16 protein-coding genes and 1 tRNA gene are annotated in these 19,554 nt (G+C 49.5%); 15 read left to right on the top strand and 2 right to left on the bottom strand.

Annotation, left to right across the window (positions count from 1 at the left end):
- The first annotated feature begins 52 nt into the window (after positions 1–52).
- The 5 genes from ACFQ2O_RS03195 (at position 53) to ACFQ2O_RS03175 (ending at position 5,230) form a co-directional block, all read left to right on the top strand.
- Positions 53–466: an acyl-CoA thioesterase gene (locus ACFQ2O_RS03195; RefSeq protein ID WP_377522865.1), complete on the top strand. Its 414-nt coding sequence runs from the start codon at positions 53–55 to the stop codon at positions 464–466.
- On the top strand, positions 463–1,440 hold the full coding sequence (locus tag ACFQ2O_RS03190; RefSeq protein WP_377522863.1) for a YihY/virulence factor BrkB family protein: 978 nt from the start codon (positions 463–465) through the stop codon (positions 1,438–1,440). The genes ACFQ2O_RS03195 and ACFQ2O_RS03190 overlap by 4 nt, the downstream gene beginning before the upstream one ends.
- Positions 1,441–1,527: 87 nt before the next feature.
- On the top strand, positions 1,528–3,363 hold the full coding sequence (locus ACFQ2O_RS03185; protein WP_377522860.1) for a DUF4153 domain-containing protein: 1,836 nt from the start codon (positions 1,528–1,530) through the stop codon (positions 3,361–3,363).
- Positions 3,364–3,480: 117 nt separating this feature from the next.
- Positions 3,481–3,565 (top strand) — tRNA-Ser (locus tag ACFQ2O_RS03180).
- Positions 3,566–4,135: 570 nt separating this feature from the next.
- The gene (locus tag ACFQ2O_RS03175) at positions 4,136–5,230 is read left to right on the top strand and encodes a PAS domain-containing sensor histidine kinase (RefSeq protein WP_377522858.1); all 1,095 of its coding nucleotides are present in this window, start codon (positions 4,136–4,138) and stop codon (positions 5,228–5,230) included.
- A gap of 16 nt (positions 5,231–5,246) precedes the next feature.
- On the opposite strand, the gene ACFQ2O_RS03170 is transcribed toward ACFQ2O_RS03175, so the two are convergent.
- Together ACFQ2O_RS03170 and ACFQ2O_RS03165 are read right to left on the bottom strand one after the other, a co-directional pair.
- Complete coding sequence (locus ACFQ2O_RS03170; protein WP_377522857.1) at positions 5,247–5,630, bottom strand: response regulator; 384 nt, start codon at positions 5,628–5,630, stop codon at positions 5,247–5,249.
- 360 nt (positions 5,631–5,990) lie between these two features.
- Positions 5,991–6,146: a hypothetical protein gene (locus ACFQ2O_RS03165; RefSeq protein WP_377522855.1), complete on the bottom strand. Its 156-nt coding sequence runs from the start codon at positions 6,144–6,146 to the stop codon at positions 5,991–5,993.
- A 100-nt stretch (positions 6,147–6,246) separates the two neighbouring features.
- Here ACFQ2O_RS03165 and ACFQ2O_RS03160 point away from each other — a divergent pair, with 100 nt between their 5' ends.
- From ACFQ2O_RS03160 to treF, 10 genes are all read left to right on the top strand, one after another.
- Positions 6,247–7,602, top strand: a complete 1,356-nt coding sequence (locus tag ACFQ2O_RS03160; protein ID WP_377522853.1) for a sigma-54-dependent transcriptional regulator — start codon at positions 6,247–6,249, stop codon at positions 7,600–7,602.
- 362 nt (positions 7,603–7,964) lie between these two features.
- Positions 7,965–8,324: a DUF7674 family protein gene (locus ACFQ2O_RS03155; protein ID WP_377522849.1), complete on the top strand. Its 360-nt coding sequence runs from the start codon at positions 7,965–7,967 to the stop codon at positions 8,322–8,324.
- Positions 8,325–8,366: 42 nt separating this feature from the next.
- A complete protein-coding gene (gene kdpF, locus ACFQ2O_RS03150; protein ID WP_377522889.1) occupies positions 8,367–8,444 on the top strand; it encodes a K(+)-transporting ATPase subunit F in 78 nt (25 codons plus the stop codon).
- A gap of 24 nt (positions 8,445–8,468) precedes the next feature.
- Complete coding sequence (gene kdpA, locus ACFQ2O_RS03145; protein ID WP_377522847.1) at positions 8,469–10,166, top strand: potassium-transporting ATPase subunit KdpA; 1,698 nt, start codon at positions 8,469–8,471, stop codon at positions 10,164–10,166.
- Between the two features lie 115 nt (positions 10,167–10,281).
- Positions 10,282–12,333 carry a potassium-transporting ATPase subunit KdpB gene (gene kdpB, locus ACFQ2O_RS03140; RefSeq protein WP_377522846.1) on the top strand — a complete coding sequence of 684 codons (2,052 nt, stop codon included), beginning with the start codon at positions 10,282–10,284 and terminating at the stop codon, positions 12,331–12,333.
- Between the two features lie 185 nt (positions 12,334–12,518).
- On the top strand, positions 12,519–13,082 hold the full coding sequence (locus ACFQ2O_RS03135) for a K(+)-transporting ATPase subunit C (RefSeq protein ID WP_377522887.1): 564 nt from the start codon (positions 12,519–12,521) through the stop codon (positions 13,080–13,082).
- 321 nt (positions 13,083–13,403) lie between these two features.
- Complete coding sequence (locus tag ACFQ2O_RS03130) at positions 13,404–14,492, top strand: porin (protein WP_377522844.1); 1,089 nt, start codon at positions 13,404–13,406, stop codon at positions 14,490–14,492.
- Positions 14,493–14,551: 59 nt separating this feature from the next.
- Entirely contained in the window at positions 14,552–15,700 is a 1,149-nt protein-coding gene (locus tag ACFQ2O_RS03125) for a universal stress protein (RefSeq protein ID WP_377522843.1), read from the top strand.
- Positions 15,701–15,746: 46 nt separating this feature from the next.
- The gene (locus ACFQ2O_RS03120; protein WP_377522842.1) at positions 15,747–17,567 is read left to right on the top strand and encodes an ATP-binding protein; all 1,821 of its coding nucleotides are present in this window, start codon (positions 15,747–15,749) and stop codon (positions 17,565–17,567) included.
- 166 nt (positions 17,568–17,733) lie between these two features.
- The gene (treF, locus tag ACFQ2O_RS03115; RefSeq protein WP_377522841.1) at positions 17,734–19,296 is read left to right on the top strand and encodes an alpha,alpha-trehalase TreF; all 1,563 of its coding nucleotides are present in this window, start codon (positions 17,734–17,736) and stop codon (positions 19,294–19,296) included.
- The last annotated feature ends 258 nt before the right edge of the window (positions 19,297–19,554 follow it).

The raw sequence follows: 19,554 nt of genomic DNA, 5'->3' as shown, positions 1-19,554 counted from the left end.
CTCTTTTTTTATACATTCGCAGATCATCTTTCAACAAATAAAAACTATTGCTGTGTTTGAATCAGAAGTGCAAATACGTGTGCGGTACGCCGAAACTGACCAGATGGGCTATGTATACCACGGTAACTACGCGGCCTACTACGAGGTAACACGCACGGAGGTGTTTCGCCGGCTTGGCATTGAGTATAAAGAGATGGAAGCAACGGGTACCATGATGCCGGTGCTGGAGCTGAAAACCAAATTCATACGCCCCGCTAAGTATGATGACTTGCTAACTGTAAAGCTATTGCTGAAGAGCAAGCCACACGGTACACGCATCCGGTTTGAGTATGAAATATATAATGAGGCAGAAACGCTGTTGAACATAGGGGAGACCATTATGGTTTTTGTAGATATGAAAACCGGGCGTCCCACTGAGGTGCCGCCCCTGATCCATAGCAAGTTAGATTCTTATTTCGTTAAATGAGGCTAAACCAGCAATACCTGAAGCGCCGACGTGCCTACCGGAAGTTCATCGTTTTCCTGAAGCGGTGGCGCTTCAACGATGGGCAGTCATCGGTATACGAGGTGGCTGATGTGCTGATAGGAGAGTTGCGCCTGGATTCTATTACCAAGCGAGCCTCTTACATGGCCTTTAACTTTACGCTGGCTATTTTTCCAAGTATAATTTTCCTGTTTACACTTATTCCATACATTCCTAGCATCCTGTCGTTAGACCTGGGCGAAAGTATACTTGACTTTCTGGCGGACTTTATGCCCGAGGAAATGTATACTGCTGCTTACGGCACAATCGAGGATATTGTGAACAAGCCGCGGGGAGGCTTGCTTTCTTTCGGTTTTCTTTTTGCGCTGGTGCTCTCTACCAATGGTATCATGTCTTTGATGGATGCCTTTGATAAGAAGTACCACACGTTCTACAAACGAACTTACCTGCGCAAACGCTTTATTGCGACTATACTTACCGTGGTACTAAGTATGATTTTGTTTACGGCAGTAGCAGCTATTTTCTTTGGCCAATGGATTCTGGATGTGCTGGTGTTCTATGAAGTGGTGACGGAAAGCTATACGTATACCTTGATCGTAATTCTGAAGTATATCGCCATTGTGTTTCTGTTCCTGCTGGCTACTTCGATGATTTATTACTTTGTGCCGGCTATAGAAGATAAGTGGCCGTTTTTCTCGGCTGGTGCTGTAGTGGCTACAGGCCTTATCTTTATGGTGTCAATGGGTTTTTCTTACTACATCAGCGCGTTTGATACCTACAACAAATTCTATGGCTCTATCGGTGCTTTGATCGGTTTGATGATCTGGCTAGATTTTATTTCTATGATTCTCATACTTGGCTTTGAGATAAATGTAAGTATAGATACGGTTACGAAGCGCCTGGTGCGCATCCCCACCACCTCTTCTGACAAAGTAGCCAAAGCCGCTAAAGTATAGAGTATATACAATGCTTCCGGTTTTATACTTACCTTGGTTCCGCAGTGCCAGAACAGGCGCTGCAGAAAAAAGGTAAGATAGAAACCGATGAAGCTTTTGATGAACATTTCGCTGCAGCAGCTTTGGCGCGGCGCTGTTAATACCTTTCTGGCATATCCCTTGGTGCTGCTCGCAGCCTTTACTGGTACAGCGGCAGTGATTATCAACACCGACCTTTCTTTTAACCAAAAGCAAGAGCACCTCTACCTGGAGAAGCTGATGCTGGTGAGCTCATTGGGTTTGATCCTGTTCTTTACCTTTGAGCTGCTGGTAAGCAAGTATAAACTGGCACTCCGTTGGCGGGTGGCACTGTGGGTATTGGGCGCTGGTTTGCTTGGTTTATACTTCTGGTTGCTGCCTTTGGAGCTGCAGCCAAAGCACTGGCAGCGCTACCTGATGCTGGCGCTGGCACTGCACCTGGCTGCCTCGTATGCCATGTTTCTGAACAGACGCGAAGAGAATGCCTTTTGGCAATTTAACAAGGTACTCTTCCTGCGCATCCTTACCTCTGCACTCTATTCAGGAGTACTTTTTCTGGGGCTGGTAATAGCAGTGCTGGCCATGCAGGAGCTTTTCTCTGTAGCTATTGATGGCAACTTTTACGCTGAATTGTGGCTCTTTATGGTAGGCGTGTTTAATACCTGGTTTTTCTTGGCCGGAGTTTCTACAAACGTGCCTGAGCTAGAACAAACGCATCAGTATCCAAAAGGATTAAAGGTGTTTACGCAGTTTGTGTTGTTGCCATTGGTTACCTTATACTTGCTGATACTGTATGCTTATTTTGGCAAGATTATCCTGCAGTGGGCATGGCCGGAGGGATGGGTTTCTGTGCTGGTACTTTGCTTTTCTATTGCTGGCATCCTATCGCTTTTACTCATTCACCCCATCCGGTTTGAAGAAGGCAATACATGGATGCGTACCTTTTCGCGCTGGTTTTATCGTGCCCTGTTTCCGCTGCTTATACTGTTAGTGCTGGCTATCTGGCGCCGTGTATCGGAGTATGGTGTAACTGAGGAGCGGTATGTGGTGATGGCACTGGCAGTGTGGCTGCTTGCTACAGCGCTTTACTTTCTGTTCAGCCGCCAGAAGAACATCAAGTTTATTCCCATCACTTTAAGCATAGTGGCACTCTTGGCTGCATTTGGCCCTTTTAGTGCCTTCCAAGTATCGGAGTGGAGTCAGGTAAGACGACTGGAGAGACTGCTGCAGGAGAGTAAGGTACTGGTAAATGGACAAATACAGCGACAGCACCCGCCTGTAAAAGCGGAAATAGCGCAAGAAGTCAGTTCTATTGCCGACTACCTTGCCCGTTACCACGACTTCAAGGCTCTAAAGCCATGGTTTAAGTATAACATGCAAGACAGCCTTGCAACAGCCACAGACACTTTAAAGACTCGTTGGCAACGGAGTATTGCCTCCCGTAACAAAGTACTCGAATTAATGGGGTTAGAATATAAGACTCAAACAGCAACAACTGGAGAGCAACACTTTTACATCACGTCTAATTTCTCCGGGATAAGTGATGAAGTTTACGATATCAATGGTTATGCTTATTTCACAAAAGTAAGCCTAAGAACTTTTGATGAGGAGGCGCGAACAGCTTATAAGCTAGGTAAGGTGCCGATGACGCTGGAGTTGAAAGAAGATGCACCAGTGTTATACTTTCACTTTGAACAGGAAACACTGATGCTGAACCTGCTGAGCGCTATCCAGAAATTTGAGCACAGGCAGCAGGAGCGTATTAACCCAACCGATCTGACTTTTGTTATCGAAGGTGAAAAGGTACAGCTAAAAGTAGTGTTGGAGGAAATCAGTGGTTTTAGGAAAGAGCACTATCGGATTCAAAGCCTGCAGGCCAATGTGTTTGTTCAGCTGCAGGAGTAATTTTTTTGATTTGAAAATCAGGACATTGACTAATAAGGCTATCAAAATGATGAAAAAAATTGCCATATAGTTTGGTAAAATAGATACAAGCTCCTACTTTTGTACACGAAATAAGACAGAGAGTTGGCAGAGTGGTCGAATGCGGCGGTCTTGAAAACCGTTGACTGTAACAGGTCCGGGGGTTCGAATCCCTCACTCTCTGCTGGTAGAAATGCCGAAATCAACTAAAAGCCTGCAACTGAAGAGTTTGCAGGCTTTTTTGTTTTCACGTGGTTCTAAACTTTACGCTTTTTTATATAATATTGGTGAGTTGTCCGGTGAGTTCCTCCAATACCTCCAATGACTCACCGAATTTTTGCTTAACTAATTGATACACAAGATGTACAGAGATTGTATGTCTTGACTTCGGTTGACTGCAAGGCTACTTTTGTTTAACCTTATAACTCACTGTTATAAGCATCAATTTCAGTCTCCTCTTTTACCTAAAGAAGCCGAAGAATTACCAAACAGGCCCAGTACCAATCTATTTGCGTGTTACTGTGGCCGGCGAACGAGCCAAATCAGCAACTTCACAGACAAGCTATTCAATTACACAGAGACTGCTTTAAAAGCAGAACCAGGGCAGCAACCTCTTCGACACGAGAAGGTGCAGAAAGGCGACACATAGTGAAACCCATTGACACGGTCACTAAACTTTTATTTTGAGTGGGAGTATAAAATTACTCGCTGATTTAAGCCAAAAGAACAAGTCAGCTATCACAAGACACCCTTTATGGAAGTGAACAACATACCCAATGGTTTCATTATTGAGCAGGTTGCCCAGCAGTTTGGGCAGTTATATTTCGCCTACGACACCACCAGCGGCACCTTCACCTACATTGCCCCTGCGTTCGAGCAGCTTTGGGGCATAAAGCCAGAAGATGTCTTCAGTAATCCAACTGCCCTGCTGTCTTGCATTCATGAAGATGACTGGGGATTCCTGTCTCACCAGTATCAGAAGCTGATGATGACCCATGAGAAGGTACGGGCAGAGTTCAGAACCGTACAGCCTGATCGGAGCACGAAGTGGATATGCCTTTCCGCTTGCTTTTTAAGTGACCAGAAGAGCAATCAGCACCTGATAGGCGGGTATGCGGAGGACATTACGGAGCATAAAGAGTATACTCATAATATATTGAAGTATAACACCAAGAAAAACGCTACCCTTGAGATTCTCTCCCACGACTTGGCGGCACCCTTTGCCAACATCCAAAGTTCCATTGATGCCCTCCAGGAGCAGGTGAATCTGGATGACGAGGACATACAGCAACTGGTAGGCTTTATAAAGCAGGATGCAATCCGAGGCTCAGACATGATTCGGGATTTCGTGGACAATGAGTTCCTAGAATCATCGCAGGTGGTGCTGCACAAGGAGCGAATGGATATAGCCAACAGTGTTGCCATCATGATGGACAATTACAAAGAGCAGGAAAAGCTGGTTGCAAAAAAGTTCAAGATCATAGCGCCTGACAAACCCATCTACATTTATGTGGATATGATGAAGTTTATGCAGGTGGTAAACAACCTCATTTCTAATGCCATCAAATTCACACAAGAAAATGGCAGCATCACCGTGACGATGGAAGAGATGGAAGACCACGTACTGCTTTCAGTAGCAGACAACGGCATTGGTATCCCGTCAAAAGTGCATCCCTATTTGTTCGATAGGTTCACGGTTGCCCGAAGGGCAGGTTTGCAGGGAGAGAAGACCACAGGACTTGGGATGTCAATTATACAAACCATTATAGAACTGCACAAGGGAAAGATAACCTTCGAAAGTCAGGAGAACGTGGGCACGACCTTCTACATCAGGATACCGAAAGAGTAGCCGCCCCTGTTTCTTACTACATTAAGATGCTCCGAAGTGTCTCTTTCGTGAGCGGTTTATAGAGAAGTGCGTCTGCCTGACTCTTCGCTGCCCTTTCCTTGTCCCATGGGCTTTGGGAGCTGGTAAGCAGCACTACTTTTGTCTCGGTGAGATTCAGGTTCAGCTTTGCCAGTTCCTCCAAAAAAGCAAAGCCATCCATTACCGGCATTTTGATGTCCAGCAGGACAAGTTGAGGCAGCAGCCCCTGCTCAGCAGCCTCCCTGATGCGCTCTAAGCCCTCCAACCCGTTATGGGCAATGTGTACTCCACCGTCTATTCCCAAACCGCTGAGCATACGCTTTGTCAGGAAAATAACTGTGGCATCATCATCTATAACTAATACTCTCTCTACTGGCTTCATTCAATCCGGGTGCGTTAATACTAAAAGATATTCTCAACTCTTACGCATTGCTCTAAAAATAAGGTAAAAAAAGCTAAAACAACAACGACTGTATGAGCTTGTTTTCTTCCGAGTGGTTATGTGTTATTGTATTAGGCGGTTGTGGGTGAGCCATTTTACTCTTTAGGGATTGTTGTGTGAAAGGGAGTGCCAGCGCCTTCCTCGCTTCCGACCTGATGCCACCCTTGTGCCACTTTACGTTGATCTTGATGATGCTCATCCCTCAACCTCGGAATGGCCTCCTCCTTTATTGCCTTTCGTCTTGCCGGGATAAAATTCTCCAAAAGCCCGTCATGATAGCGTTCAGAAATGACGGTGCCTTTATTCTTTACCGTTATCAGCAGTGCGGCGCTTGCTCTGCCGGTATACCTCCTTTATCTGCTCGACGAGCTTCTGCTCTTTCTGCTCCCGCAGACTGACCGGGTGATGAAGCCAGTAATAATAGCTGCTGGCACTGACCTTAAGTACGCTGCACATAGTGTGGTTGCTAAAGCCTGGCCCTTGTCAAGAAAGGAAAAGCTTACTCACTATGTAACGAAAGAACTCCTTAACTTGGCGGCACCAAAACCTGTTAGTAATGCAAACAAATTCAACGCTTCTCCTTATCGACGACGAACACAACCTGCGGCAGGTACTGGCACGTGTGCTGGAACTGGAGGGATACAAGGTGCTGCAGGCCAAAAACGCCCGGGAGGGGTTTGAGTTGCTGGAGAACCATGCAGAGGAGGTGGAGGTGGTGCTGAGCGACGTGAAGCTGCCCGACGACCATGGGCTAAATATCCTGCGCAAGGTAAAGGAAAAATACCCGCTGCCGGAGGTGATCCTGATGACGGCCTTCGGAACGATACAGGATGGCGTAAGTGCCATGAAGCAGGGGGCCTTTGATTACCTGACCAAAGGGGAAAACGACGAGCAACTGATCGTGACAGTGGCCAGGGCTGCCGACAAAGCAAGGCTGCGCAAAAGGGTGGCTGAGCTGGAAAAGCAAGTGGAAACCAAGTTTACCTTAGATACCATTATCGGCCATACACCCGCCTTAAAACAGGCCAAAGAGCTAACGGCACGCGTTGCTGCCACAGATTCGACCGTGTTGCTCGAAGGCGAAACAGGCGTGGGAAAGGAGCTGTTTGCGCAGGCCATCCACAGTGCCAGCCCAAGGCGCAGCAAAACGTTTGTGGCCGTCAACTGCAGCGCCTTCCCGAAAGACCTTTTGGAGTCGGAGATCTTCGGCTACAAGAAAGGAGCTTTTACCGGGGCGATGGCCGATAAAAAAGGCTTGTTTGAAGAAGCCAACGGCGGCACTATTTTCCTGGACGAGATAGGGGAGATGCCGCCGGAACTACAGGCCAAATTCCTGCGTGTGCTGGAGACGCAATCCTTTACAAAGCTGGGCGATACAAAACCTGTAAAAGTGAACGTGCGCATTGTGGCTGCCACCAACCGCGACCTGCAGGCAGAAGCCGAGGCAGACCGCTTTCGCCCTGACCTGTACTACCGCCTCTCCGTGTTTAAGATACGGGTGCCAACGCTGCGGGAGCGACAGGAGGATATCCCCTTGCTGGCGCAGCACTTCCTTCAGCTGTACAACTTGAAAATGAACCGTCGGCTGGAGGGGATGAGCGAAGAGTTTATTCAAAAGCTGAAGCATTACCCCTGGAAGGGAAATATCCGGGAGCTGAAAAACGTGATGGAGCGTGCCGTTATATTGGCCAATGAAGAAAAACTGACGCCCGAGCACCTGCCCGCAGAGTTCTGGACTGCGGCTCCCTCCCTGGAGGCGGCAGAAAGCGATACCTCCCTCAGCACTGTGGAGCGCAAGCACATCATGAAAATACTGGAACAGACCGGCGGCAACAAAACCGAAGCCGCCCGCCGCCTGCACATCGGCCTGACCACGCTCTACCGCAAGGTGCAGGAGTATGGCCTGAGCTAAAAACTGCCTTAAGTATAGGCGATCAATAAGGAGCAAAGTATAGCGGCCGCTGACGCGTTTCCGCAAGTATAGCCTACCGATATGAAAAGCCGACCCTACCATTTTGGTAGGGTCGGCTTTTTTGTTGGATCACCTCCAAGTATGGCGCAAGTATGAAATGGCTTGATTAGTTGTGGTTTATACTTGGGTAGCCCACACTTTATACTTCCTGGCACCCCCCTTGACTAAAGGTTTGGCACAACAAACCATTTATACCATGAATGAAGTGCTGATGACGATTTTACTGCTGATAGCCGGGCTTGCCTGCTTCTGGCTCTTTTACAAATCCATAGACTTTTTTGACAACATTTAATTTCTTTTCTATGAGCGCTATGATACAGCATCATGAAATTTTGAAGGAGCTGAGGCAGGAGTTTCCAGACCTGGCACCTGAGATTAGTTTAGAAGAGAACAAGCGCAACCTGCACCGCCAGCTGGCCTGCTTTGCCTCTTACACCAACCGCTTTATCGATGCCGTTAACCTCGACGGCGCCCGCCGATGCTTCCGGGAGGCAAACAAGCTGTTGCAGGAAGGCGATCAGCAGGTGCGCCACGCGCTGCAGGTTTCTTACCTGTATGCCCTGCACCTTTACAACAGCGACAACTCGCTGCAGTGGCGCCTGCTGATGGGGCCGGCCCTGGTTCGCTGCTCTCAGCAAATGACGCACAGCATGCTGCCTTAATGCCTTTCCAAACTATGAAGCTCATCTATACACACAAAAGATATGATTGTACTTTTCATCCTAAGCATTGTCACGTTTGGCTACCTGTTTTACGTGCTGCTAAAACCCGAGAAATTCTAAGTTCACTACCACAACACAAGAAAAATGTTAACTGATATACTAGGAGTAATCGCCATGTTCCTGCTCACAGTAGCCATCGGGCTGCCGCTGGGCAAATACATCGCGAAAGTATACAAAGGAGAGCGCACCTGGCTTGACTTTATGGCACCGCTGGAGCGCTTCTTCTTCCGCGTGAGCGGCATCGACGCCAGCCGCGAAATGACCTGGAAACAAAGTATGGTCGCGCTGCTGAGCATTAACCTGGTCTGGTTCTTCTGGGCTATGTTTCTGCTGATGACGCAGAGCCACCACCCGTTCTGGAACCCCGATAACAACCCGTCCATGTCGCCTGACCTGGCTTTTAACACGGCTATCAGCTTTCTGGTGAACTGCAACCTGCAGCATTATTCCGGCGAAACAGGACTTTCCTACCTTTCGCAGCTGGGGGTCATGTGCTTTTTGCAGTTCGTGACGGCAGGCACAGGTATGGCTGCCTGCGCCGTGGTGTTCAATGCCATGCGCAGCCGCAGCACAGAGTACCTGGGCAACTTCTTCGACTACTTCCTGAAAAGCTGTACCCGCATTCTGCTGCCTTTAAGTGTGGTGGTAGCGGTGATAGTTGCCATACAGGGTACACCGATGACGTTTGAGGGCAAAGATACCATCACCACCCTGCAAGGAGTGGAGCAGCAGATATCCAGAGGCCCGGCAGCCGCTATGGTCGCGATCAAGCAGGTGGGGACCAACGGCGGTGGCTTCTTCGGGGTGAACTCCGCGCACCCGCTCGAAAACCCTACCTACCTGAGCAATATGGTAGAAAACATGGTGATCATCCTGATGCCGATTGGGCTGGCTTTTGCGCTAGGCTTTTACCTGGAGCGCAAGCGCCTGGGCTGGATGGTGTTCGGTGCCATGACGGTAGGCTTCCTGCTGCTGCTGACGACAACCGTATACTTCGAGATGAACGGCAACCCTGCCATCTCCAACATGGGCATTGACCAAGGTCTGGGCTCCCTGGAGGGCAAGGAAATGCGCCTGGGCGCTGCCGCCTCAGGTATGTGGGCCACCAGCACCACGGTTACCTCCAACGGCTCCGTAAATGCCATGCACGACTCCCTTACGCCGCTTTCAGGTATGAACACCATGCTGGGCATGATGATAAATTCCTTTTACGGAGGGGTGGGCGTGGGCTTCCTTAACTTCTTTGTCTTTATCATCATTGCCGTGTTTATCTCCGGGTTGATGGTGGGGCGCACGCCGGAATTTCTGGGCAAAAAGGTAGAGGCCCGGGAGGTGAAGATCGCCATTATAATCGCGCTGTTGCACCCTTTCCTGATACTTTCAGGTACGGCGCTGGCGGCCTATGTGTATGTGCAGAACCCGGAAATCGACTGGTTAAACAATCCCGGCTTCCACGGCTTCTCCGAAATGCTGTATGAGTATACTTCCTCTGCTGCAAACAACGGCTCTGGCTTTGAGGGGCTGGGCGACAACACGCCTTTCTGGAATATCACCACAGGTTTTGTGCTGATCCTGAGCCGGTACCTACCCATTATAGGGCCAGTAGCCATAGCCGGCATCATGGCCAGCAAACGCTATATCCCGGAGTCTGCCGGTACACTGAAAACCGATACGGGCACCTTTGGCCTGATGGTGTTCTTCGTGATCTGGATTGTGGCTGCACTGGCTTTCTTCCCGTCGCTGGTACTTGGCCCGATTGCAGAATACTTCACCATCTACTAAAAGATAAAAACGGCGCAGCAAGAATCGAAGCGGGTAAGCCCGGTAACGCATTGGAGCACCCCGTCTGCCAGTTTGTGGCAAGGCCTCTTGTGTCTGCGCCTTAAATACGAAAGAAATGACAGCTAAAAATAAAGAAACCGGATTGTTTGAAGGGCCGCTGGTAAAACAGGCACTGGCGGCGTCCTTCGTGAAACTCGATCCAAGGCAAATGATCAAAAACCCCGTGATGTTCACGGTAGAACTGGGCACCTTTGTGATGCTGCTGGTCACCTTGTACCTGCTCTTCTCGGGTGATACCTCGCAGGGAAGCCTAGGCTATAACATCACCATTTTCCTGATTCTGCTCATAACCTTGCTCTTCGCCAATTTCGCCGAGTCCATTGCCGAAGCGCGAGGCAAGGCTCAGGCGGACTCGCTGCGCAAGACACGCGAGGAAACGCCTGCCAGCGTAGTGGACGCCAAAGGAAACGTAACCCAAGTCAGCTCTTCCCAGCTCAAAAAAGGGGATGTGTTTCTTGTAACGGCCGGGGAGCTAATCCCGACGGACGGGGAGATTATAGAGGGCCTGGCCTCCATTGACGAGTCTGCCATTACAGGCGAGTCTGCTCCGGTGATACGGGAGGCAGGCGGTGACCGGTCTTCGGTAACAGGCGGTACCAAGGTGCTGTCAGATCAGATAAAAGTGCTGGTAACGACAGCGCCGGGCGAGTCTTTCCTGGATAAGATGATTGCTCTTGTAGAGGGAGCCAGCCGCCAGAAAACGCCCAACGAAATTGCCCTGACTATCCTGCTGGCAGGTTTTACCATGACTTTCCTGCTGGTATGCGTCACGCTGAAGCCCTTTGCGGACTACGCCAACGCACCGCTTACGATTGCCGCCCTGATAGCACTGTTCGTGTGCCTGATCCCGACCACGATTGGGGGGCTGCTTTCGGCCATCGGTATAGCAGGGATGGACAGAGCACTTCGTGCCAACGTAATTACCAAATCCGGTAAGGCCGTAGAAACTGCTGGTGACATTGATGTGCTGCTGCTGGATAAAACAGGCACTATTACCATCGGTAACCGCAGAGCCACTAAGTTTTACCCGGCACCAGGTGTAGAGAGAGATGCCTTTATCCGGCAGGCGGTGCTTAGCTCGCTGGCAGATGAAACACCTGAGGGCAAGTCGATCGTGGAGCTGGCGCAGGAGCTGAACGTAGGTGTGCCGCAGCCGGACATGCGCCAGGTGGATTTTATCAAATTTACGGCTGAGACCCGCTCCAGCGGCATTAACCTGGCAAACGGCACACGCATCCGCAAAGGAGCCTACGATGCCATTCGCAAAATGTCAGAGAACGCCGGTAACCTCTTTCACCCAAACGTAACGGAAACGATTGAAAAGATTGCCGCTAACGGAGGTACCCCTTTGGTGGTGGCAGAAAACGAGGAGGTGCAGGGGGTGATTCAGCTGGAGGACATCATTAAGCCGGGCATACAGGAGCGCTTTGAGCGCCTGCGCAAGATGGGCGTAAAAACCGTGATGGTAACCGGCGACAACCCTTTAACAGCGAAGTTTATTGCCGAAAAAGCCGGTGTGGATGACTTTATTGCCGAGGCCACCCCGGAAGATAAGCTCAACTACATCCGGAAAGAACAGGCCAGCGGCAAGCTGGTAGCTATGATGGGCGACGGCACAAACGATGCCCCTGCGCTGGCACAGGCCGATGTGGGCGTGGCCATGAACTCCGGTACACAGGCAGCCAAGGAAGCAGGCAACATGGTGGACCTCGACAACGACCCAACGAAGCTGATCGAGGTAGTGGAGATAGGAAAGCAGCTGCTAATCACCCGCGGCACGCTCACCACTTTCTCTATCGCCAACGACGTAGCCAAGTACTTCGCTATCGTGCCGGCCTTGTTCATCGCCTTTATACCTGCCCTGCAGGGGCTCAACATCATGAACCTGGCTAGTCCGCAGTCGGCTATACTTTCGGCTGTGATCTTCAACGCGATCATTATCCCGATCCTGATTCCGCTGGCCCTGCGTGGGGTGGCTTATAAACCGATCGGAGCCAGCGCCCTGCTGCGCCGTAACCTGCTCGTTTACGGAGTGGGCGGGGTGATCGTGCCGTTCGTCGGCATTAAGGCCATTGATATGCTGCTGGTCATGTTTGGACTGGGCTAGTCAGGCTGTAATTGCATAGGTATAAAAGTATAAGTAGGGGCCAGCGTCATACGCCCGGCTCCTGTACAAAGTAGAAGTATAAACATTTGAATTTATCCGAAATGGAAACTAATATAAAAGAAGAACCAGTGCAGGGAAAAATTAACCGAGGGGCCAGTTCTCAGCCCAAGGGCACAGGAAACATCATGAAGCAGAGCCTGATCCTGACCGTATGGTGCATCGGCTTTTTTGTGCTCCTGTATCCGCTTTCGATCTGGGCCATTGCCAAGTTGGCAGCTCCAAACGGCGGAGAGGGAAAGCAAGTAACGGTGAACGGCCGTATAGTTGGTTACGATAATGTAGGCCAGTCCTTCACCGAAGATCGCTATTTTTACAGCCGCCCATCAGCGGTAGATTATGATGGCGGCGGCTCCGGCGGCTCTAACAAAGGCCCGTCTAACCCAGAGTACCTGGCAGAGGTACAGGAGCGTATCGATACCTTCCTGGAGCACAACCCAACGGTAAAGCGCGAAGAGGTGCCGGCAGAGCTGGTAACAGCCTCGGGTAGCGGCCTGGACCCGCACTTGTCACCACAGGGGGCGCTGGTGCAGATAGAACGCATTGCCCGCCTACGTAACCTGCCCGTGGAGCAGGTACGGGCGCTGGTGCAGGAGCAGGTAGAGGCGCCGCTGCTGGGTATACTTGGCCCGGAGAAAGTAAACGTGCTGAAGCTGAATGTGGCGCTGGATGTACTAAGCGCAAAGCGGTAGCTTGATTGCTGACCGCTGCAGAGATAGTCTTCCGCTGGTGCAAGCTTGTAGCTCGTACCTTCACGCCCACATCACACAATCAGCAAGTACTGCTTTAGCGCAAAGCATGGATTAAATTGTGCCAGATACAAATTGATCTTACCCTTTGGCGGTACATTTAAACTGACGGCAGTAAAAGTGAGGGTCGGGCAAGGTACGAGTTGCAAGCTCGCACCAGCGACTACATGTTTCAACTATACTTGGGTTTGGTACTCATCAACTAAAACATACACAAAAGCCGCGGCTACGCAGGCTGCGGCATCAACAAGAACATTTACACACATGAAATACTTATTCGCCATACTTTTAGCGCTATACTTATTGGTAACCTTTGCCGCAAGTGCGCAAACAACCGACTCACTAGGTATGGAAGAAGCAGAAAAGCCATTTAAATTGAGTGGCGGCGTGGATGTATACTATGCCTATGATTTCTCGAAACCGGTAGACAAAGACCGCCTCTATACCACACAGGCCTTCCGCCACAACGAGTTTAACCTGAACTGGGGTTTTCTTCAGGCAGATTATGCCACCGATAAAGTGCGGGCCACGCTGGCGCTGCATACCGGTACTTATGTGCAGGCCAACTATGCTGCCGAGCCAAACGAACTGACGCAACTCATTGCGCAGGCAAACGCCGGGGTAAAGCTGGGCAAAGGTGTGTGGCTGGATATGGGTATTCTGCCCTCGCACATTGGCTATGAAAGCACCTTTTCCATTAACAACGAAATCTACACACGTGCCCTCATGGCCGAAAACTCACCTTACTTTGAAACGGGTGCCCAACTAACGGCGGAGGTGTCGGACAAGGTGACGATGAAGTTCCTGGTGCTGAACGGCTGGCAGAACATACAGGAGACAAACGACGCCAAATCGCTGGGCTTCGGCATTAGCTATACGCCTACAGGCCAGCTCACGCTGAGCTACAACAACTACTACGGCAACGAAGCGCCGGATGAAACGGATAGCAAGCGCCGCTACTTCCATGATTTCTATGCGGCTTATACTTTCTCCGACAGGTTTAACTTAGCCGGCAGCGTAGACTATGGCCGCCAGGAGCTGTGGGACAGCAGCGAGAAAGGCAGCTGGTACGCCGGTATGTTGCTGGCGCGCTACCGGTTAAGCGAAAAGTTTGCCCTGGCAGGGCGTGTAGAGCATTATAATGATGAAGACCAGATCATCATCTCCACGCAAAGCTCCAACGGTTTTCAGACCTCCAGCGCCTCGCTTAACTTCGATTATGCTCCGGCCCCCAATTTTCTGTGGCGGGTGGAGGCACGCGGCTACGACTCCAAAGACAGAATATTTGCCGGCGACGAAGGTATAAAAGACAACAACCTGCTGTTGGTAACCTCTTTTGCGCTGAAGTTCTAGAAGGAGCAGGCAGGTAGTGCTACCTGCCTGCTCCTTTGCTCCATGAAAGCTTGAAAAACATGAACTCAAAGGAAGAAGAGGATAACAGTAAATCTGCAGACCGCTTTCTGCGGCTGCTGCAGGAGTCAAAGAAGGGGCGCTTTAAGCTGTACATCGGCTTGGCGGCTGGCGTCGGAAAAACATACCGCATGCTGCAGGAGGCCTGCGAACTACAGGCCCACGGGGTAGATGTGCTGATTGGCTACGTGGAGACGCATGGCAGAGCAGGAACCGAGGCGCAGCTGGAAGGCCTGCCGATTATGAAGCGCAAGTCTATCTTTTACAAAGGCCGCATGCTGGAGGAGCTGGATTTGCAGGCGGTGCTGCAGCGCAGGCCAGAGGTGGTGATCGTGGATGAGCTGGCGCATACCAATGTGCCGGGCTCTGTAAACGAAAAGCGCTGGCAGGATGTGGAGCAGCTGATACAGGCTGGTATCAGCGTGATCAGCGCCGTAAACATTCAGCACATCGAGAGCCTGAACTATCAGATCGAAAAGATTACAGGGGTGGAGGTGTCGGAGCGGGTGCCGGACAAGGTGATGAAAGCCGCTGACGACATTGTCAACATCGACCTCACGATAGAGGAGCTGCTGGACAGGCTGAAGGAGGGGAAGATCTACGACAAGGTAAAGGTGGAGGCGGCCCTGAAAAACTTTTTTCAGAAGGAGAACCTGCTGCAGCTGCGCGAGCTGGCCCTGCGCGAAGTATCCAACCACCTGATGCAGCGCATCGACCTGGAAGTGGCCATGGCCTCACGCAAAAACCTGGATAAGCTGGTGGCCTGTATCAACACCAATGAGAAAGCGGCAAAAGAGATTATTCGAAAAGCCTCGCGCATGGCAGACCGCTTCCGGGCCAAGTGGTATGTGGTGTACGTGCAGGCGGAGCAGGAAAACACGGATACCATTGGCCTGGCCAAGCAGCGCCACCTGATCAACAACCTGCAGCTGGCTACCCAGCTGGGCGGGCAGATCATCCGGCTGAAAGGCCGCCACGTGGCACAGGAAATACTACAGGTGGCACAGGAAAAACAAGCTACCCTGCTTATCTGCGGCGTAACCGGGCGAAAGTCCTTTAGCGACTGGTTTAAGATCAGCCAGACCCGCCGTATCATCCGTGCCGTTTCAGATGCCGGGATAGACCTGGACATTTTCCTGGTGAGTGTTTAAGCGGCATCGAATATCGCATTAGCCTTAAATCATTATTTATACTTTCATGAAGTTAAAAACAAAAGTTACGCTTGGCTACCTGACTATTCTGGTGGTGTTATTAGCCCTCGGGGTATATTCTGTCACCAACGTTAACAAGCTGGACAGGGCCGCGCGTAACATCCTCAAAGCTAACCTCTACACGCTGCAGGTGGGCAAGCGCATGATCTCTTCGCTTGATAATATGCAGGCCGCCAAACAGCAGTTGCTCTTTTCGGATGTAACGCCCGAGGTAAAAGTCGACATGATTCGGGAGAACATGGCCGTGTTTGCTGCTAACCTGCGCAAGGAGCAGGGGAACATTACCGAGCCGGGCGAGGGGCAGCTGGTGGAAGACGTGGCGGAGGGTTTTCAGCACTACCGCATCCTGCTTCTAAATGATTCTTTAGATGCCAATGCCTACTACGTGGAGCTCCTGCCGCGGTACCGTTTGCTGCGCGACCAGCTGGACCAGATGCTCAGCATGAACATGGATGCCATGATCTCGAAAAGCGATCATGCACAGCATATAGCACAGCAGACAAGGATTTATACTTTAGTGGCCCTGACTGCGGCACTGTTGCTGACGCTAGGCTTTCTGCTGACAATTCCCGCAGCCATAGCCAAGCCTATCAACATGCTGGTGGATTCTATTCAGGCTGCCTCTGGTAAGGATTTTTCTAAAAAGATTCCTGTGCGGGGCCGCAATGAGTTTAGCCGCGTGGCAAAGGTGTACAACAGCATGCTGAAGAAACTGCAGGAGTATGAGTTCTCGAACCTGAACGTGCTCATGTCAGAGAAAAAGCGGATTGAGCTTATCATGCAGAACCTGGATGAAGGCCTGTTGCTGCTGGATCACAACCTGCAGGTAACAGAGGCAAACCCAGTTGCCTGCAAGCTACTGGGCATGGAGCGGGCAAACCTGGTGGGGCGCCAGTCGCAGGAGCTGGAAAATGAGAACGACCTGTACCGGGAGCTGGTAAAAGACATCATGATTGGCAGAACATCAGACGACCATTTGCTAACCGTTACTGAAGGAGGCGAGGAAGCATACTACCGCAAAAGTGTTTTAGACATCGTGTCTTACAACGAGCTGAAGGAGCAAAGTGAGCTGTATGGCTACGTTGTCTCCCTGAGGAACGTAAGTGAGTTCAAGCGGCTGGACCAGGCAAAGTCTAACTTCCTGGCAACCGTATCACACGAACTGAAAACGCCCTTGGCCTCCATCGGGTATAGCCTTAAGCTGCTCCAGAATGAACGGGTGGGTGCTATGAACGAAGAGCAGACAGGCATTATCCGTACGCTGAAGCAGGAAACGTCACGCCTCCAGAAAATGGTAGGAGAGTTAATTGATGTGTCGCGGCTGGAGTCTGGCAATATTCAGCTGAACGTACAGAAAACCAATATCACAGACATTATCAACTATGCAGAAGAGGTGATCAGCCTGCAACTGTTGCAGAAACAGCTGCGGGTAGAGGTGCAGCTGGAAAACCAGCTAACCGATGTCATGGCTGATGTAGAGAAAACGACCTGGGTGCTGATTAACCTGCTCAGCAACGCCGTGCGCTACTCCCCGGAAGGCGACGTGATTACCATCACAACAGAGGATGAGGAGAGGCAGGTGCTGATAAAAGTACACGACAACGGTCCCGGCATTGATGCATCAAACCATAGCAAGATATTCCAGAAATTTGTGCAGATTCCGGGTAAAGAGCAGTACAAGGGAGGCTCTGGCCTGGGGCTATCCATTTCGCAGGAATTCATCCAGTCGCAAGGCGGCAGCATTTGGGTAGAGAGTGAGCTAGGCTCAGGAAGTACGTTTGTTTTTTCGCTGCCTGTGTGCTTTTAACGTGAACTCGAACATGGTGCAATGTATTGTGGCAGGCTTAAAACCGTTCTTTCGCTCCAAAAAGGTATAGGCCGTAAGGCCTGAGGAGATTGGTTCCAGGACTATCATGCTATACAACGCTAAAAGCTTTAAATAATAAAATTACAAACTTAAAAGCCTGAAATGCGTGAACATTGAAAAGCAAAATGAAATGAGATCTATTGAACCCCCACAGATATATAGTGTTGTTCCTGCTATTTTACCTCCTGACCAATTATTTGGTCCGCTATTCCACGATGTTCAGATGAAACAGGTTTTTCCTGATTCAATAACTTTTGCAGACTGTTACCCCAAGCGATCTCCGGAAGAAATACTAAGTTTATATGAAATTGAAAAGCACAAGGAAGCTTTCAGCCTTTTTGATTTTGTCTCAGCGTATTTTCAAATCCCGGAGCCTATAACAACTAATTATTCAAGTAACCAATTGTTGCCGGCTACGGAGCATATCAATCTGCTTTGGCCATTGTTAACGCGGGAGTCACAACCGGATTGCTCCATGTTGCCTGTTCCCAAATCATATGTTGTTCCCGGGGGGCGATTCAGAGGGCTATATTATTGGGACAGCTACTTTACAATGTTAGGTTTGTTACCTGCAGGAAAGGATGGTCTGATAAGAGACATGGTTCATAATTTCGCCTATCTTATAGATACGTATGGCCATATTCCAAATGCAAACCGCAGCTACTATCTTACCCGCTCACAGCCTCCTTTTTTAGCATTGATGGTACGTCTTCTTGCTAAAATTGATGGACCGGAAGTTTATGCAACCTATCTCCCGCATATGCAGAAGGAATATAATTATTGGATGGATGGCTACTTTCGCCTTTCGGACAGGGAAACATCTTTTCGTAGAGTAGTAATACTTCCGGATGGCAGCATATTAAACCGTTACTGGGATGACCTTCCTGCCCCTCGCCCTGAATCTTATCATGAAGATGTTGAGATGGCTAATTACTCTGCACCATTTGGTGTGGAGCCCGGAACATTTTACCGACATATAAGGGCAGCTTGTGAATCTGGGTGGGATTTTTCCTGCCGATGGTTCAAGGATGTCGATCATATGGAAACCATCCATACCACCGATATCATACCTGTAGATCTTAACTGCCTTCTTTATGAGTTGGAACTAACATTATCTGAAGCTTATAATCAAAGTTCGTTTTCAGATCCCTCTGCTTATTTCCTTCAAAAGGCAGAGAAACGAAAGAAAGCAATGATAAAATACTTTTGGAATGACGAAAAGAAGTTTTTCATGGATTATGACTCAGTCCTGAATAAATCCACCACAGTCATGTCGCTGGCAGGAATATATCCGTTGTTTTTCAAGATGGCTACTAACGAACAAGCACATCATGTTCACGATCATATCATCAAAAGCTTCCTGAAAAAGGGAGGCGTAGTTTCTTCTCTTTACAAGAGCGGGCAACAGTGGGACACGCCCAACGGTTGGGCTCCTTTGCAATACCTAACCTATGAGGGACTTCGCAACTATAATTTTTTGGATACAGCAGCAGAGTTGAAAACGAGATGGATAGCCCTTAATGATAAAGTATTCAAAGAAACTGGCAAGATGATGGAAAAATATAATGTTGTAGATATCGATTTGCCTGCCGGTGGAGGAGAATATCCCAATCAGGATGGCTTTGGGTGGACTAACGGCATATATCTTTGGATGATAAATAATCCATAAAAACGGATTTTATGGAGGCTTACGAGCTGGTATTTTCATTCAGATGCGTGATAATATCATCTCGTTTCTATCTTGTGTTAAGCGCATGGAAATATATGATTGAAATGATATGTCAGGATGATCTTCTGAATTTGTAACTATATTAGTTTGTATACACATCAGCACTTACTAAGTGTTGCTGATATGTAAATCAAAAAATGGCGTTTTAAAGCTTACCACTGAAGAAAAAAATATTACCTGCTATAGGATTAGTTTGAT

Source organism: Pontibacter rugosus (assembly GCF_042678745.1).
GTDB lineage: Bacteria > Bacteroidota > Bacteroidia > Cytophagales > Hymenobacteraceae > Pontibacter > Pontibacter rugosus.
The sequence above is the reverse complement of the archived record's forward strand: the minus strand, read 5'-3'. Positions and strand labels throughout refer to the sequence as shown.

Coding starts and splice junctions, on each gene's coding strand:
- ACFQ2O_RS03155 (WP_377522849.1), top strand. CDS start 7,965: ATGAGCGCTATGATACAGCATCATGAAATTTTGAAGGAGCTGAGGCAG.
- ACFQ2O_RS03165 (WP_377522855.1), bottom strand. CDS start 6,146: ATGTGCAGCGTACTTAAGGTCAGTGCCAGCAGCTATTATTACTGGCTT.
- kdpF (WP_377522889.1), top strand. CDS start 8,367: ATGATTGTACTTTTCATCCTAAGCATTGTCACGTTTGGCTACCTGTTT.
- ACFQ2O_RS03130 (WP_377522844.1), top strand. CDS start 13,404: ATGAAATACTTATTCGCCATACTTTTAGCGCTATACTTATTGGTAACC.
- ACFQ2O_RS03185 (WP_377522860.1), top strand. CDS start 1,528: ATGAAGCTTTTGATGAACATTTCGCTGCAGCAGCTTTGGCGCGGCGCT.
- ACFQ2O_RS03160 (WP_377522853.1), top strand. CDS start 6,247: ATGCAAACAAATTCAACGCTTCTCCTTATCGACGACGAACACAACCTG.
- ACFQ2O_RS03175 (WP_377522858.1), top strand. CDS start 4,136: ATGGAAGTGAACAACATACCCAATGGTTTCATTATTGAGCAGGTTGCC.
- ACFQ2O_RS03190 (WP_377522863.1), top strand. CDS start 463: ATGAGGCTAAACCAGCAATACCTGAAGCGCCGACGTGCCTACCGGAAG.
- ACFQ2O_RS03120 (WP_377522842.1), top strand. CDS start 15,747: ATGAAGTTAAAAACAAAAGTTACGCTTGGCTACCTGACTATTCTGGTG.
- ACFQ2O_RS03135 (WP_377522887.1), top strand. CDS start 12,519: ATGAAGCAGAGCCTGATCCTGACCGTATGGTGCATCGGCTTTTTTGTG.
- ACFQ2O_RS03125 (WP_377522843.1), top strand. CDS start 14,552: ATGAACTCAAAGGAAGAAGAGGATAACAGTAAATCTGCAGACCGCTTT.
- kdpA (WP_377522847.1), top strand. CDS start 8,469: ATGTTAACTGATATACTAGGAGTAATCGCCATGTTCCTGCTCACAGTA.
- ACFQ2O_RS03170 (WP_377522857.1), bottom strand. CDS start 5,630: ATGAAGCCAGTAGAGAGAGTATTAGTTATAGATGATGATGCCACAGTT.
- kdpB (WP_377522846.1), top strand. CDS start 10,282: ATGACAGCTAAAAATAAAGAAACCGGATTGTTTGAAGGGCCGCTGGTA.